We start from the raw sequence: 14,703 nt of genomic DNA on the forward strand, positions 1-14,703 counted from the left end.
CGGGAAGTCGTTTGGGCCGTTCGGTCGCCCCGTGGAAGTTGAATGAAAGTCGTTCTTTGCCCGGACCAGGCGACGGTTTCTGGTGACGTCAGATTAACGATCGCTTGAGCTTTTTCTGAGCACTCTGCCCTCAATCCTCACCGAGGGCGCTTCGTCCCATGCTCCGTCTGTTCCGCCGTGGCCATGTCGAGACGAAGGCCCCTCTCTCCCGCGTGCCACCTGCTCCCGTGGAAGCGCCTGTCGCTCCGCCGCCCGCGCCGACTGGTCCCGACATCGGCTTGCTGCAGCGGCAGGCCAACGTCTCCGCCGCCGCTTCCGAGGCGGGCGTCTCGATCGGCTGGATCACCCATGACGCGGCGCAGGTGGCGGATCAGGCCCGCCTGATCGCCGCCGCGAGCGAGGAAGTGGCGGCGTCCACCAGCGAGATCGCGGCCCGCTCGGCGACCTCTGCAGCAACCGCGGAGCGCGCCCGCGCCGGTATCGTCGAATGCGCGGTCGACATGCGGCAGGCCGCGGAGCGGATGGGGATCATCGAGACCTGCACCGGCGAGATCGGCGGGCGCCTCGACGGCTTCGCGACGGCGGCGCGCCGGATCGAGGAGATGGCGAGCGCCATTGCTGCCATCTCCGCGCAGACGAACCTGCTCGCGCTCAACGCCACGATCGAGGCCGCGCGCGCCGGCGAGGCGGGCCGCGGCTTCGCGGTCGTCGCGGGCGAAGTCAAGGCGCTCTCGGCCCAGACGGCGAAGGCCACCGAGGAGATCCGGGCGCGGCTCGCCTCGCTTCAGGGCGAGCTCGCATCGATGCAGGGCGCGGTCGATCAGAGCCGCGCCGCCGTCTCGGCGGGCTCGGCGGTGATGGCGCGGGCGAATGCCCGGGTCGAGGCGGAGAGCGCGTCGGTCGCCGCGGCCGCCTCGGAGATGCGCGCCATGGCCGAGATCATGGACCAGCAGATCCAGGCGACGAGCGAGATTTCCTCAAACATCACCCGCATCGCCTCCGGCACCGAGAAGTCCCGCGGCGAGATCGCGGATGCGATCGGAAGCCTCCTCAAGGTCGAGCAGGCGAGCCTCGACCTTCTCTCGGGCGACGACGCCCTCGCCGTTCGCCTCGCCCGCCTTCCCGCGGATTGCGCGGCATGGCGCCGCCGCCTCGCCGCCGCTCTGGTGGGGCTCGCCGCTGCCGACGAGCAGGCGACCACCTGCCCCGGCCAGGATGCTCCCCTCCCCGCCTCCGTTCAGGTCCATCTCGACGGCGCGCGGGCGCGGGCCGGCGAGATGGTCGCGAGCGTGCGCGCGTCCGATTGGGGCGCGGCGGCCGACACCTTCCGGGCCTTCGAAGCGAAGCTTCAGGACGCCGCGAAGGCAGCGGACTCGGCCGCGGCGCGCGGCCTCGCCGCCTGAGGGCTCAGCCCTTGAGCCAGCGTCTGAGCCGAACGACCGCCTCACGGCACTCGCCTTCGGAGCCCGCGAAGGAGAAGCGCACGTGGTGCGCGCCCTCGGCCGGGTCGAAATCAAGGCCGGGCGTCGCTGCCACCCCCGCCTCGTCGAGCATGCGTCGGCAGAAGGCCGACGCGTCGTTCGTGAGGTTCGCCACGTCCGCGTAGAGGTAGAACGCCCCGTCCGCCGGGTGCGTCCGGCCGAGGCCGAGGCCGGGGAAGGCGTCGAGCAGGATCTGCCGGTTGCGGGCGTAGCCGTCGCGCACCGCGTCGAGTTCGTCCTGCGCATCGAACGCCGCGCGCGCGGCGACCTGCGACAGGTAGGGCGCCGAGATGTAGAGGTTCTGCGCGAGGCGCTCGACGGCGCGCACGAGACCCGCCGGCACCACCATCCAGCCGATGCGCCAGCCCGTCATGCAATGGTACTTCGAGAACGAGTTGATCACGACCGCGTCGGGATCGAATTGCAGGGCGGTCGCGCTCGGCACGCCGTAGGTGAGGCCGTGGTAGATCTCGTCGGAGATGAAGGGCAGCCCGAGCGAGCGGGACGCGGCGCAGAGCTCGCCGAGACGCTCGGGTACGATCACGGTGCCCGAGGGGTTCGCCGGGCTCATCACGAGGACGCCCGAGAGGGAGGCCTTGGCGTGCGTCGCCCGCAGCCCCGCGGCGGTCGGCGCGTAGCGATCCGCATCGGTCAGAACCATCGGTGCGGGGATCAGATCCAGGGCAGCGAGAATGCTGCGGTAGGCCGGGTAGCCGGGCTGCGGCACGGCCACGCGGTCGCCTGCATCGAACAGGCTCAGGAAGGCCAGGATGAAGCCCGCCGAGGAGCCGGTGGTGACGACGACCCGCTCGGGCTCCACCGCGACGCCGTAGTGCTCGCGATAGTGGCGGGCAATGCGCTCGCGGAGCGCAGGAAGGCCGAGGGCCTCAGTGTAGGGAATCCGCCCGCTCTCCAAGGCCGCGCGGGCCGCCTCGACCACAGGGCGCGGCGCGGACGCGGATGGCTGGCCCACCTCCATGTGCACGACGCCGGCACCCGCTCGGTCCCGGGCAGTGGCGGCGGCCATGACGTCCATGGCGAGGAAGGGCGCGACGGCGGCGGCGCGGCGGGAGATCTCGGGCATCGGGTGCTCTCGAGCGCTGGCCCGGCTCGGACGAGGCGCTGGGGCCGGGACGGCAGCCCTGTTAAAGGCTGCGGGTCCGCGCCTCAACACGCGGCGGCGGGATCAGCCGAACACCTCCGCCGTGATCGTGCGGAACCACGCGTCGCCGAGCGCTGCCTCCCGGATGCGCAGATCCTCGGATGCCCCGACCGGGCTGATGCCGGCGGATTCGGGAATCGCGACGAGGGCGGCCCACTCGATGCCGTAGACGCCCGCGATCGAGACCGCGCGCTCCGGCGCCACGAGGCTGTAGCAGACGTTGATCAATTTCGGGATGTCCGGCGCGCGGTCCTGCAGAAGGTCGGCGACCGCCTGCGCGCAGACCTTGGCCTGCGCGTTCGCCGAGAAGGCGGATTTCGGCATCGCGCCAGCGATGGCCGCGTCGCCGATGACGTGGACGCCCGGCACGCGGCGGGACTCGAAGGTCAGTGGATCGACCGGGCACCAGCCGGTCGCGTCGGTGAGCCCGGCAGCACGGCAGATCTCCGGCGCGCGCTGCGGCGGGATCACCGAGGCCACGGCCGCCCGGAATGCGCCGCCCCCGGCGCGCAGGGTCAGGCCGGCGGCGTCGACCTCCACGAGCGTGCCGCCGCGGCTCTTCGGCACGTATTCGAGATGCTGCGGGTAGCGCGCCGCCCACGCCTCCTCGAAGAGCGGCTGCTTCGAGAACACGTCCTTGGCATCGAGGATCAGAATCTTCGAGCGCGGCTTCCTCGCCTTGAGGTAATCCGCGATCAGGCAGGCGCGCTCGTAGGGCCCGGGCGGGCAGCGATAGAGATTGTCCGGCACCGTGATGACGACGAGGCCGCCATCCTCCATCGCGGCGAGGCGGCGCGCGAGGTCGGCCGTCTGCGGGCCCGCCTTCCAGGCGTGCGGCATCGCCGCGCTCGCGGCGCAATCGTAGCCGGGGATCGCGTCGAGGCGCATCTCGACGCCCGGCGAGACGATAAGCCGATCGTAGGCGAGGTCGGTGCCGCCGGAGAGCCGGACCCTGCGGGCGGAGGCATCGATCCCGACCGCCCACTCGTGCACCACCCCGATGCCCACGCGCGCGAACCCCACGTAATCGAAGACCTGCCCCGCCAGGGGCCGCAGGCCGACGAGGGCGGCGTTGCTGCCCGGGCAGGCGCAGTAGGTGCGCGAGGGCTCGACGAGGGTGACGTCGAGGCCGAGCCGGTGCAGCGCCCGCGCCGCGGTGCCGCCGCCGAAGCCGCCGCCGATGACGACGACCTTCGGGCGGGGGCCGCCGAGAGCCGGCGTCGCCGCGAGCACCGACAAGCCTCCGAGGAATGCGCGGCGGGTCGCCGGGCGCCTCACCGGGGCGAGCCCTCCGACCGCCCGAGATAGGACGCGAGTGCCCCGATCTCCTCACGGGAAAAACCCTTCGCGATGAGGGGCATCACCGTGCCGGCCTTTCGGTTCGCGCGGAAGGCTTCGAGCGCCTCCGCGATCACATCGGCGCTCAGGCGCCGGAGGCACGGGGGCGCCGTCGGGTCGTCCGGGCAGGCATCGTGGCAGCCGAGGCAGGCCGTCGCCCCCGGCGGTGCGCGAGTCTCGGCGACGGCCGGCGACGCCGCGAGCAGACCGGCGGCGAGGAGCGTGACGCGCGCCCGGTGCGGAGATGCCGATCCCGTCAAACCTCGCTCCCGCGCCGACCGACTACTCGGTAGGCTGGGCTGCCGCGCGCGGCAAGCCGGGCCCGGTCGATTTGACCGGGCGCCGTGAAAACGCCTAACCCGCTCGCTACCGACCCTGCGCTCACCGGCACCGGCCGGACCGCGCCGTCCCGCGAGGTTTCATGCTCCGCCTCTCCTCGATCTCCGCCCTGGCCCTGACGCTCGCCCTCGTCGCGCTGCCCGCCGCCGCGCAGACGAGCCCCGAGCCCGCGCCCTTCACGGACGCGCAGCGCGGCGCCATCGAGGCGATCATCAGGGATTACCTCGTCAAGAACCCGGACGTGCTGCAGGAGGCGATCGCCGAGGGCGAGAAGCGGCAGCTGGAGACGCAGCGCCTCGCGCAGTCCGCGGCCCTGAAGGAGTCGCGCGAGGCGCTCCTGAACGGCCCCCACGACGTCGTCGCCGGCAACCCGAACGGCGACGTCACGCTGGTCGAGTTCTTCGACTACAATTGCGGCTATTGCCGCAAGGCGCTCGGCGACGTGCAGGCGCTGATCAAGGGTGATCCGAAGCTGCGCGTCGTGATCAAGGACTTCCCCGTCCTCGGCGCCGAATCGCTCGAGGCGAGCCAGATGGCAGTGGCGGCCAAGCAGCAGATCAAGGGCGAAAAGCTGTTCGAATTCCACCAGAAGCTGCTCGAGTCCAAGGGGCGCGTGAACGGCGCCAAGGCTCTGCAGGTTGCCAAGGAGATGGGGCTCGACACGGCCAAGTTGCAGAAGGACGCCCTCGGCCCGGAGGTGAAGGCGGCGCTCACCGAGAATCGCGGCCTCGGCGACAAGCTCGGCCTCTCGGGGACCCCCGCCTTCATCGTCGGCGACGAGATCATCCCGGGCGCGGTCGGCGTCGATCCCATCCGCAAGACGATCACCGATGTCCGGCAATGCGGCCACGCCAGCTGCTGATCGCGCGCGGCCATGCAACGTGCGCGAGCGGCCGGCCCTTGTCGCAGGTCCGGCCGATCGTCTAAGAGCGGCCCACCTCGCGCCCGCCCGCCGGCCGGGCTCGCCTGACCGCGTGGTCCCATGATCTCGATCCACGTCCTCAACGGGCCGAACCTCAACCTGCTCGGGCGCCGCGAGCCGGGCATCTACGGCACCGCGACCCTGTCGGACATCGAGCGGGACCTGCGCGCCCAGGCCGACACGCTGCGCGTCGCCCTCACCGTCCGGCAGACGAACCACGAGGGCGAACTGGTCGCCTTCGTGCAGGAGGCGGGCCTCGCGGGCGCGGGCGTCCTGATCAACGCCGCCGCCTACACCCATACCTCGGTCGCCCTGCGCGACGCGATCAGCGGCAGCGGCGCGCTCGCCGTCGAGATCCACCTCTCCAACGTCCACGCGCGGGAAAGCTTCCGGCACGCGTCGCTGATCGCCCCCGTCTGCGCGGGGGTGATCTGCGGCTTCGGCCCGATGAGCTACCGCCTCGGCCTCGACGCGCTGGCCGCCCTGATGGCGGCCCGCATCCCGACTCCCGCTTCCGAAGACTAGAGCCGATGCCCAAGCACGATTCCATCGATCCTGAGCTCGTGCGCGAGCTCGCCAACCTCGTCACCGAAACCGGTCTCACCGAGATCGAGGTCGAGAAGGCGGATCTCCGCATCCGCGTGGTTCGGCGCCTGGAGCCGGTCAGCGTGCAGGTCGCGGCGCCGGTCGCCGCGCCTGCGCCGATGGCCACCGTGAGCGCGCCGGCCGCCGCGCAGGGCAGTCCGGGAGCCGTGACCGAGAAGGGCAAGGCCGGGGCGAACCACCCCGGCGCCGTGCTCTCGCCGATGGTCGGCACAGCCTATCGGCGCCCCTCGCCGGACGCGAAGGTCTTCGTCGAGGTCGGCTCGCAGGTGGCCTCCGGCGACAAGCTCCTCCTCGTCGAGGCCATGAAGACCTTCAACGAGATCGTCGCGCCCAGGGGCGGAACCGTCACCGCCGTCTTCATCGAGGACGGGCAGCCGGTCGAGTTCGGCGAGCCCCTGCTGGTGATCGAGTAGGCGGCGCGCCATGTTCGACAAGATCCTGATCGCGAATCGCGGCGAGATCGCGCTGCGCATCCTGCGGGCCGCCAAGGAACTCGGGATCGCGACCGTGGCGGTGCACTCGACCGCCGACGCCGACGCCATGCACGTCCGGCTCGCCGACGAGAGCGTCTGCATCGGCCCGCCCTCGGCCCGTGAGAGCTATCTCAACATTCCCTCGATCATCGCCGCCTGCGAGATCACCGGGGCGGATGCGGTGCATCCGGGCTACGGCTTCCTCTCGGAGAATGCCCGCTTCGCCGACGTGCTCGCCCACCACAACATCGGCTTCATCGGCCCGAAGGCCGACCATATCCGCGTGATGGGCGACAAGATCGAGGCGAAGCGCACGGCCAAGCGCCTCGGCATCCCCTGCGTGCCGGGCTCGGAGGGGGGCGTCGAGGACGCGGACGAGGCCAAGCGGGTCGCGGCCGAGATCGGCTATCCCGTGCTCGTGAAGGCGGCCTCCGGCGGCGGAGGCCGCGGAATGAAGGTCGCGCGCACCGAGGCGGATCTGGAGCAGGCCATCGGCATGGCGCGCTCCGAGGCCAAGGCCGCCTTCGGCGACGACGCGGTCTACCTGGAAAAGTACCTGGAGAAGCCGCGCCACATCGAGGTGCAGGTGCTCGGCGACGGCCGCGGCGGCGCGGTGCATCTCGCCGAGCGCGACTGCTCGCTCCAGCGCCGCCACCAGAAGGTCTGGGAGGAAGGCGGCTCGCCCGCCCTCAATGCGGAGATGCGCTCGGAGATCGGCGCCATCTGCGCCAAGGCGATGGAGGAGCTCGCCTATCTGGGTGCCGGCACGATCGAGTTCCTCTACGAGGACGGGCGCTTCTACTTCATCGAGATGAACACCCGCATCCAAGTGGAGCACCCGGTGACCGAGATGATCACCGGCATCGACCTCGTGAACGAGCAGATCCGCGTCGCGGCGGGCAACGCGCTCTCGGTGGCGCAGGAGGACATCCGCGTCGAGGGGCACGCCATCGAGTGCCGGATCAACGCCGAGCACCCGGCCACCTTCCGCCCCTCGCCTGGCCTCATCACCTACTACCACCCGCCGGGCGGCCTCGGCGTTCGCGTCGATTCGGCGGCCTTCCAGGGCTACCGGATCCCGCCGAACTACGATTCGCTGATCGGCAAGCTGATCGTACACGGGCGCACCCGCAACGAGTGCCTGATGCGCCTGCGCCGGGCGCTCGACGAATTCGTGGTCGACGGCGTCGACACCACCCTGCCGCTGTTCCGCACGCTCGTTCGCAACGCGGACGTGCAGAACGGCCTCTACGACATCCACTGGCTGGAGGGTTTTCTGGCGCAGGGCGGTCTCGACGCCTGAACGGATCGGCGCCGGCGGTCTTCGGCCGTCGGCGCCACGCCGTTTCCTCGCTTCCGGAGAGGGGGGCGGGGCTTCCGACATTTCACCGCGTCGCAATCGACCGCGCGCCCAGTCCAGCATTGCGGGCCTCGCTCCGAGACGAGCGGGCGAATTCTTTCCCGTCCGGCCGTCATCCCGAAGTCCACGTCGGTGACCCCTGAGATTCTGCGCCTAAGCGGAAGTGGGTTGATCCCGTGGAACGACATCTGCGCTACGTCCGGCCTTGCCGCGTCTGCGCAGCGAGCGCTCCAACGCGCCGGCTCGACCATCGGAGATGTCCCGATCCGTCCGGCGTCGCGCCGAATGCTCCACATCGCCGGGCAGTACAGCTGTTTGCGGGAGATCGGCGCGGCGGAACCCGGATGTACCACGCGGACGACAGTCGATGCCTGCGCGAAGAACGCCCCGTTCGAAGGTTAGGGCGAGGCTTGAGGGAGATCGAGTCCCGACGCAAAATCAGTCAAGCACTAAGCTTTGAAAACAATCGATTTCCGTTTTTCAAAATACAGATCTAGTATTTGGCTTGGCCATAAACGGAAAAATATTAACATTTGAGGGTTGAACCCGCTTCGACTCATTCCGTATGGTCGCCTTGACCATAAGGCCGGCCGCCGCGACGGGGCCGGTTTTCCGGATCATTCGGCAAGCGGTGCGCCCTGGTCGGACGGCCGCTCGAGAATACCTTCCGCGAACGAGACGGGTCGTCTCGGGCGAAGGCGTGGCCTGGCCTTCGTTCGTGCCCGGACCGGCACCACAGCCGCGTCGCGCGACGGCGTCACCTGCGCGCTGAGCGTCTCTCCCGCGTCCCCATGAAGCCAGTCACCGGGCTTCGCACGCCGCATCCGCCTGCGGCGCGCGACAGGCTGCGCACGCCAGCGCCGAGGGCCCGGAGAACGAAGATCAGGGAGGACCAACGCAATGGAATATTACGCGATCGACGGCAGCGGCAACAATCTTCGCGACCCCGACCTCAACGCGGCAGGGTCGAACTTTGCCCGGCTCGGCGAGGCCCATTTCGCGGATGGTATCTCGACCCTCGTCTCGGGGCCGAACCCCCGCACGATCAGCAACCTCGTCGTCGGCGAGGGCGACCCCACGATCCCGAATCCGCAGGGGCTGTCGGGCATGCTCTACGCGTGGGGCCAGTTCATCGATCACGATCTCGACCTGAGCCCGACCGATCACGTCACGCCGATCAACGTTCTCATTCCGCCCGGGGACGCCTATTTCCCGGCCGGGAGCCTCCTGCCGATGACGCGCGCCGTCATCGATCCGGTGACGGGGGCCGGAACGGGCACGCCCGCGATCGCCGTGAACGCGATCACCGGCTGGCTCGACGCCTCGATGATCTACGGATCGGATTCGAAGAATGCCGCGAGCCTGCGGACCGCCGACGGGCATCTTGCGACCTCGGCGGGCGACAACCTGCCGATCGTCGACGGGACCTTCGTGGCGGGCGATGTCCGCGCCACCGAGAATCCGTCGCTGACCGCGCTCCAGACCCTCTTCGTCCGCGAGCACAATTTCCAGGTCGATCGGCTGCACCAGATCCACCCCGAACTCGACGGCGAAATCCTCTACCAGCAGGCCCGCGCGATCGTGACGGCCGAGATCCAGCACATCACCTACGATGAGTTTCTGCCGCACCTCCTCGGCGGCGACGCGATCCGCCCCTACGGAGGCTACGATGCCTCGACCGATCCCCGCATCAGCGTCGAGTTCGCGGGCGCGGCTTACCGGTTCGGGCACTCCATCGTGTCGGCCGAGACGGAGCGGATCAACGAGAATGGCGCGCTCGTCGGGCCGGGGCTCGAATTGCGCGACACGTTCGGAATGACGCCGGCGGATTTCGCGGACGCGTCCGGCGCCGACGGCTTCCTGCGCCATCTCGCGGACGACGCTTCGCAGACGATGGACGCGCGCATCGTCACCGACCTACGCAACTTCCTGTTCGACCCGCCGGTCGGCCAGGATCTGGCGAGCATCAACATCCAGCGTGGGCGCGACCTAGGGCTCGGCACGCTGAACGAGACCCGCGAATCCCTCGGCCTCGCCCCGCACGAGAGCTTCTCCGACATCACCGACGATGCGGCGACCGTCGCGGCCCTGAAGGAGGCGTTCGGCACCGTCGACGCCGTCGATCTCTGGACGGGTGGCCTTGCCGAGAAGCAGGCGCCCGGATCCTTCATCGGCGAGACGTTCTCGACCATCGTGGGCTCGCAGTTCGAGCGCCTGCGCGACGGCGACCGACTCTGGTACGAGAACGATCGCTTCGACAGGGCGACCCTCGACGGCATCCGCGACACGAGCCTGTCGGACATCATCCTGCGCAACACCGACACGCAGCACCTCCAGGGCGACGCGTTCACCTTCTACGACCGCCACGGCAGCGACGTCGCGTCGGACGATCCGGACGCAGCCCAGCTCATCATCGGCACGCCGGGCACGGCGCGACTCGTCGGAGGTCCGAAGGGCGACATCCTGATCGCCGGCACCGGCCATCAGCTCCTGACCGGGCGCGGCGGCAGCGATCAGTTCGTGTTCTCGGGCGACACGGACGCGATGGTGACCGATTTCCGGCCCGGACGCGACCACCTCGTGTTCGAGGAGGTCGATGCGGATTCGGCCGCGGCTTGCGCGCGCGGGGCTCGGATGCGCATCGCGGCGGCGGCTCGGCCGGCGGCGGACCGACGATCCTCCAGGATGACGGGCACGCGGTCGTGATCTACGGAACCACCCGGATCGACCTCTACGGGGTATCGGCGAGAGAGATCTCAATGGACGATTTCACCATCGCATGACGGCTGACGCGCGGGGCGGAGATCGCCCCACCCCGCGCGAGCCGGCGCCGCACGGGCGCCGTCTTGTGCGGCGCCACACGCACCGGCTCCCGTCCGGGACGGAGTTCAACGAACCAGAAATCGGAAATTGACGAGGAAACTCTCCTTCTGATTGCAATCGAAGGGGATTCTCGTCGTGAACCGAGCGCGCCATGGGGTCGGATCGCGGCGGCGCATCCCCCATCTCTGCGACCTTTCGTCGGCTCAGGGCTCGGCGGAACGCGTGCGCTGCAGCAGGCTTCCTCTCCCATGCGGGGCAGGCGGCATCCTCAGCCGCCCGAGCCCGGACGCGATCACCCGAACCGTCGAGACGACAGCCATGCGCACCCTCAGCCTCGCCCTCCTCGCTGCCACCTTGACCGCTGGCGCCGCCTCCGCTCAGGTTCTCGTCGGGCCTTCCGGTCCGCAGGGCGAGTTCGCGCCCCACGCCTACGAGGGGCGGCTCGTCGGCAACCCGGTCAACCTCGCGCCGAACCGGCAGGCGATCTTCGAGGATTCCGCCAAGGGCGGGAATGCCGAGCAGACGAACCGGCGCGTTCCGAATCTCGGCGCGACCGCCGGCGGCCCCTGTTCTGAGCCGCACGGTTCGAGGAAAATGCGGCGGGGCACGCGCTCCGCCGTTTTCGTCACGACAAGCCTCTGGTCTTCGGGGCGCCGCCGCGCCAGACTCATCCCATGCACGACGGCGCCCGTGTGGAGATCACTCCCGAGATCCTGCTCAAGGCTTACGCCGCGGGCATCTTTCCCATGGCGGAGGATGCGAGCGACCCGACCCTGTACTGGGTCGAGCCGCGGGCACGCGGGGTGCTGCCCCTCGACGGCTTCCGGGTCTCGCGACGCCTCGCCCGCACCGTCCGCTCCGACGTGTTCGAGGTCCGCAGCGACAGCGATTTCGACGGCGTCATCACCGGCTGCGCCGCGCCGCGGCGGGACAGCGAGCGGACCTGGATCAACCGGCGCATCCGCGAGCTCTACGGTGCCCTGTTCGATCAGGGCTACGCCCACACGATCGAGGTCTATGCCGGCACGCCGCGCCGCCTCGTGGGCGGGCTCTACGGCGTCTCCCTCGGCGCCGCCTTCTTCGGGGAGAGCATGTTCCACGAGGTACGCGACGCCTCGAAGGTCGCCCTCGTCCACCTGATGGCGCGCCTGCGCCGCGGCGGCTACCGCCTCGCCGACACGCAATTCGTCACTGACCACCTCGCCCAGTTCGGCGCGCACGAATTGCCGCGCCACGTCTACAAGCGCCTCCTCGGGGAGGCGCTCGCCAGCCGTGCGGATTGGGCTGTCTGGCCGAAGGACGGCCGCATCAGCGGCGCCGAGGCGCTGATCGCGATCGGTCACGAGACGGGCGTGTGAGGCAGCGGCCCCCGACGCAACGGCCGAAAGGCAAAAGGCCGCGATCGCCGCCCGCTTCATTTGAACAGAACATACATCTAAAAGTTTAATATTTGAGAAAATTCAATTGATCCGCCCGCCAGCTCCGGATACGGGTGCTCATTCTGTTTTCATCAGTCGTGCCGATCAGTACTCTCCTGATCCGAATCATGTGAACGCGCCGTGCGCGGCTCGGCTGTACCTCGGCCGGACGCATGGAGGCGGCGAGAGCGCGCGATGCAGCGTCCGGCACGGACGAATCCGGAGATTGGTAGCGGGGCGGAAGCCTGTCGCACCGGCGTGGCCCGCCGCGATGCGAAGCCCAGCGCCATGACGGCCGAGTCGATCGCCTTCTCATCCCGTCGCTATCTGGAGCTGATCGAGAGTTTCGGCCTCGTCGGCACCTGGGCCTGGGATTTCGCGACGAATGCCCACGCGTGGTCGGATGGCTTCTTCCACCTGCTCGGACTCGAGCCGGGCAGCGTCGCTCCGGGCTACGAGCAGTTCCGCGGCCTCGTCCACCCCGACGACAGGGTGCGCGTGCAGAGTGCGCCGGAGATCCTGCGGCGCGGGTCCGCCGAGAGCTGCCGCGTCCGGATCATCCGGCCGAACCGGGAGATCCGCAGCCTGTCCCTCGCCAACGAGGTCTACGTCCATCCCGATGGTCGGCCGCGAGCGGCCGCCGGGGTCGCGCTCGACGTCACCGACGAGGATGTCGCCGCGCGCATCCAAGCGACGGAGCGGCGGCAGCGCCGGGCTATCTTCGAAGAGACCAAGTTCATCGCCTACTCGAATTCGCCGGATTTCGAGTTCCGCTATCCGGCCGAGATGTTCGCTCTGACCGGCCTGACCTTCGCCGAGACCTCGGAAGACCCCTTCATCGCGGTCGTCCCCGAGGAGCGCGAGCACTGGCGCGAGCGCAGCATCGGTTTCCAGACCGCCGGATTGGTGCACAGCTCGACGCCGCTGGTGCCCCTGGCCGAGGGCGGCAGGTTGCGCCTGCGCACCCTCTCCGTTCCCGTCAGGAATGCCGACGGCCTTATCGTCGATTGGAGCAGCATCGCGTATCCCGCCCATGACGTCGCCGAGGGCCTGTCAGGAAACGCTCTGAAGGGATTGGAACAGGCGCTGACCGGCCGGCACCTGCGGGCGGCGCGCGCGCTCCTCGACTGGTCGATGATGACCTTCGCCCAGGCGAGCGGCCTATCCTTCACCACCATCCGGCGCCTGGAGGAGGATCTGCCGAGTACCCGCGCGAACTCGCTTCACGTCGCCGTCGCAACCCTCCGGCGCGCTGGCATCCGCTTTCGCGTGCTCGACGCTTCGACGATCTGCGTCCACCGGACCTGAATGGGGCGCGCTACGCTCAGCGGAACAGGGCGTCGAACAGCGATTGCGGCTGCTGGGGCGCGGGGGCCGGGCCCTCGTTCGACGGGAAGAACTTGCGGGAAGGCTTCTGGCGCGGCTGAACCGGCACGCCGCGCGGCGCCTCCACGTCGACCTGGCCGGCGGAATTGACCTGCTGGGCGGTGCGGGTCGGGTCCTTGTCGCGGTTGCGGGTCTTCTTCTCGGGCTTGGAGGCGAGCGCGGGCACGTCCTCCTGCTCCTTCGCCTCGGCGATGAGGTCGGTGCCGCCCTTACAATCGACGAGCCAGACATCGTAGATAGGGTGCTCGATCGCGTGGAGGCCGGGGCTCGCCGCGAACATCCAGCCCGTGAAGATGCGCCGGTACTTGTTGTCGAGGGTGACCTCGTCGACCTCGAGGAAGCCGGTGGTCTTGGCGCTCTCGGTGGGGGGGCGCGTGTAGCAGACCCGCGGGGTGAGCTGCAGGGCACCGAACTGCACCGTCTCGTCCACCGCCACCTCGAAGGACACGATGCGGCCGGTGATCTTGTCGAGGCCGGAGAACACCGCGGTCGGGTTCTTGATCTTGTCGGCGGAGGCCGGCAGGGCGCAGGCGCCGAGGGCGACGAGGGTGAGCGCGGCGCGCGCGAGACGTGCGGTGTTGCGGCTCAAGGCTCGCCCCTCTCGAATGGACGGCGCGCCGGCGGCGGGCGCGTCCGGCCATCAATACCCGAACGGTGGTGGAAAAAGGGCGATCCGGCTCAGTCGCCCGGGCTCCAGGGCACGTAGTCGCCGGTCGCCGCCGGACGGGCGCCCCAGGAGAGCTGCGAGCCCTTGGGCCGGTATGCGGCGGCCGTGCCGGTCAGGTTCTCCTCGTAGGGCTTCTGCCACTCGCGCGGCCGGTAGCCGTCCTCGCTCGGGGGGACGTCGCCGTTGTGGCAGAGCCAGGCGCGCCAGCCCGGCGGCACGCGCGAGGCATCCGCGTAGCCGTTGTAGACGACCCAGCGGCGCTCGGAGCCGACGGACGCGTCGATGAGAGGCCCCTGCGCCCGGTAGTACTTGTTGCCCAGATCGTCGCTGCCGACGAACTGGCCGCTGCGCGCCGTGTAGAAGGCGAGCGACATGGTCTGCCCGTTCCACCACGTGAAGATGCGCAGCAGCGTGTCCTTGAGAGCCATCCAAATCCTCTCGTCCCGCGGCCGCTCGCGGCCGGCCGCGCCTGTCCGCGAGCGTTATGCTGAGAGGGTCGGCGCAAGTCCAGCCCGCAAGCGGCCGCATCGCGGGTGGACTCGGCCGCGGGCTCGCCCGAAGGGGTGTCGCTTTTGGGGCACGCTCTCCCCACTTTCCTCTTTCGGCACAGCCCCCGGCCCGGTCCCGAGAGGCCGGGCCGACCCGCCGCCGGCCCCGACTCTGTGGACGCAAAAATTTTCCGCCGCGAATCCCGAAGGTAAAAAGCGGACTTAGCGGCGCGCTCCGGA

Annotated in this window: 13 protein-coding genes; 8 read left to right on the top strand and 5 right to left on the bottom strand. The window is 69.8% G+C overall.

The window, feature by feature from the left end:
- The first annotated feature begins 158 nt into the window (after positions 1-158).
- Positions 159-1,403: a methyl-accepting chemotaxis protein gene (locus DK389_RS04865; protein ID WP_109887774.1), complete on the top strand. Its 1,245-nt coding sequence runs from the start codon at positions 159-161 to the stop codon at positions 1,401-1,403.
- Between the two features lie 4 nt (positions 1,404-1,407).
- On the opposite strand, the gene DK389_RS04870 is transcribed toward DK389_RS04865, so the two are convergent.
- From DK389_RS04870 to DK389_RS04880, 3 genes are all read right to left on the bottom strand, one after another.
- Positions 1,408-2,565: a pyridoxal phosphate-dependent aminotransferase gene (locus DK389_RS04870; protein ID WP_109887775.1), complete on the bottom strand. Its 1,158-nt coding sequence runs from the start codon at positions 2,563-2,565 to the stop codon at positions 1,408-1,410.
- A 102-nt stretch (positions 2,566-2,667) separates the two neighbouring features.
- Entirely contained in the window at positions 2,668-3,921 is a 1,254-nt protein-coding gene (locus DK389_RS04875; protein WP_109887777.1) for an NAD(P)/FAD-dependent oxidoreductase, read from the bottom strand.
- A complete protein-coding gene (locus tag DK389_RS04880; protein ID WP_109887779.1) occupies positions 3,918-4,241 on the bottom strand; it encodes a c-type cytochrome in 324 nt (107 codons plus the stop codon). Before DK389_RS04880 ends, DK389_RS04875 begins: the two co-directional genes overlap by 4 nt.
- A gap of 161 nt (positions 4,242-4,402) precedes the next feature.
- On the opposite strand from DK389_RS04880, the gene DK389_RS04885 reads away from it, so the two are divergent.
- The 7 genes from DK389_RS04885 (at position 4,403) to DK389_RS04920 (ending at position 13,230) form a co-directional block, all read left to right on the top strand.
- Entirely contained in the window at positions 4,403-5,182 is a 780-nt protein-coding gene (locus DK389_RS04885; RefSeq protein ID WP_109887781.1) for a DsbA family protein, read from the top strand.
- Between the two features lie 120 nt (positions 5,183-5,302).
- Positions 5,303-5,767: a type II 3-dehydroquinate dehydratase gene (gene aroQ / locus DK389_RS04890; protein ID WP_109887782.1), complete on the top strand. Its 465-nt coding sequence runs from the start codon at positions 5,303-5,305 to the stop codon at positions 5,765-5,767.
- A gap of 5 nt (positions 5,768-5,772) precedes the next feature.
- Positions 5,773-6,261: an acetyl-CoA carboxylase biotin carboxyl carrier protein gene (gene accB / locus DK389_RS04895; protein ID WP_109887784.1), complete on the top strand. Its 489-nt coding sequence runs from the start codon at positions 5,773-5,775 to the stop codon at positions 6,259-6,261.
- Between the two features lie 10 nt (positions 6,262-6,271).
- Positions 6,272-7,624, top strand: a complete 1,353-nt coding sequence (gene accC, locus DK389_RS04900; RefSeq protein WP_109887786.1) for an acetyl-CoA carboxylase biotin carboxylase subunit — start codon at positions 6,272-6,274, stop codon at positions 7,622-7,624.
- 957 nt (positions 7,625-8,581) lie between these two features.
- Positions 8,582-10,387: a peroxidase family protein gene (locus tag DK389_RS04905; RefSeq protein WP_109887788.1), complete on the top strand. Its 1,806-nt coding sequence runs from the start codon at positions 8,582-8,584 to the stop codon at positions 10,385-10,387.
- 791 nt (positions 10,388-11,178) lie between these two features.
- Positions 11,179-11,862, top strand: coding sequence for a leucyl/phenylalanyl-tRNA--protein transferase (gene aat, locus DK389_RS04915; RefSeq protein ID WP_109887790.1), 684 nt, complete (start codon positions 11,179-11,181; stop codon positions 11,860-11,862).
- A gap of 255 nt (positions 11,863-12,117) precedes the next feature.
- Positions 12,118-13,230, top strand: a complete 1,113-nt coding sequence (locus DK389_RS04920) for a PAS domain-containing protein (RefSeq protein ID WP_109887791.1) — start codon at positions 12,118-12,120, stop codon at positions 13,228-13,230.
- A gap of 16 nt (positions 13,231-13,246) precedes the next feature.
- Here DK389_RS04920 and DK389_RS04925 read toward each other — a convergent pair whose 3' ends face one another.
- Together DK389_RS04925 and DK389_RS04930 are read right to left on the bottom strand one after the other, a co-directional pair.
- A complete protein-coding gene (locus DK389_RS04925; protein ID WP_109887793.1) occupies positions 13,247-13,897 on the bottom strand; it encodes a DUF2155 domain-containing protein in 651 nt (216 codons plus the stop codon).
- An 89-nt stretch (positions 13,898-13,986) separates the two neighbouring features.
- Positions 13,987-14,403 carry an NADH:ubiquinone oxidoreductase subunit NDUFA12 gene (locus DK389_RS04930; RefSeq protein WP_109887795.1) on the bottom strand — a complete coding sequence of 139 codons (417 nt, stop codon included), beginning with the start codon at positions 14,401-14,403 and terminating at the stop codon, positions 13,987-13,989.
- Between the last annotated feature and the right edge of the window lie 300 nt (positions 14,404-14,703).

The organism is Methylobacterium durans, from assembly GCF_003173715.1.
Taxonomy (GTDB): domain Bacteria; phylum Pseudomonadota; class Alphaproteobacteria; order Rhizobiales; family Beijerinckiaceae; genus Methylobacterium; species Methylobacterium durans.

What these genes read in the sequence shown, in the direction of transcription:
- DK389_RS04865 (WP_109887774.1), top strand. Translation starts at nt 159, where the DNA reads ATGCTCCGTCTGTTCCGCCGTGGCCATGTCGAGACGAAGGCCCCTCTC.
- DK389_RS04870 (WP_109887775.1), bottom strand. Translation starts at nt 2,565, where the DNA reads ATGCCCGAGATCTCCCGCCGCGCCGCCGCCGTCGCGCCCTTCCTCGCC.
- DK389_RS04885 (WP_109887781.1), top strand. Translation starts at nt 4,403, where the DNA reads ATGCTCCGCCTCTCCTCGATCTCCGCCCTGGCCCTGACGCTCGCCCTC.
- aroQ (WP_109887782.1), top strand. Translation starts at nt 5,303, where the DNA reads ATGATCTCGATCCACGTCCTCAACGGGCCGAACCTCAACCTGCTCGGG.
- accB (WP_109887784.1), top strand. Translation starts at nt 5,773, where the DNA reads ATGCCCAAGCACGATTCCATCGATCCTGAGCTCGTGCGCGAGCTCGCC.
- accC (WP_109887786.1), top strand. Translation starts at nt 6,272, where the DNA reads ATGTTCGACAAGATCCTGATCGCGAATCGCGGCGAGATCGCGCTGCGC.
- DK389_RS04905 (WP_109887788.1), top strand. Translation starts at nt 8,582, where the DNA reads ATGGAATATTACGCGATCGACGGCAGCGGCAACAATCTTCGCGACCCC.
- aat (WP_109887790.1), top strand. Translation starts at nt 11,179, where the DNA reads ATGCACGACGGCGCCCGTGTGGAGATCACTCCCGAGATCCTGCTCAAG.
- DK389_RS04920 (WP_109887791.1), top strand. Translation starts at nt 12,118, where the DNA reads ATGCAGCGTCCGGCACGGACGAATCCGGAGATTGGTAGCGGGGCGGAA.
- DK389_RS04930 (WP_109887795.1), bottom strand. Translation starts at nt 14,403, where the DNA reads ATGGCTCTCAAGGACACGCTGCTGCGCATCTTCACGTGGTGGAACGGG.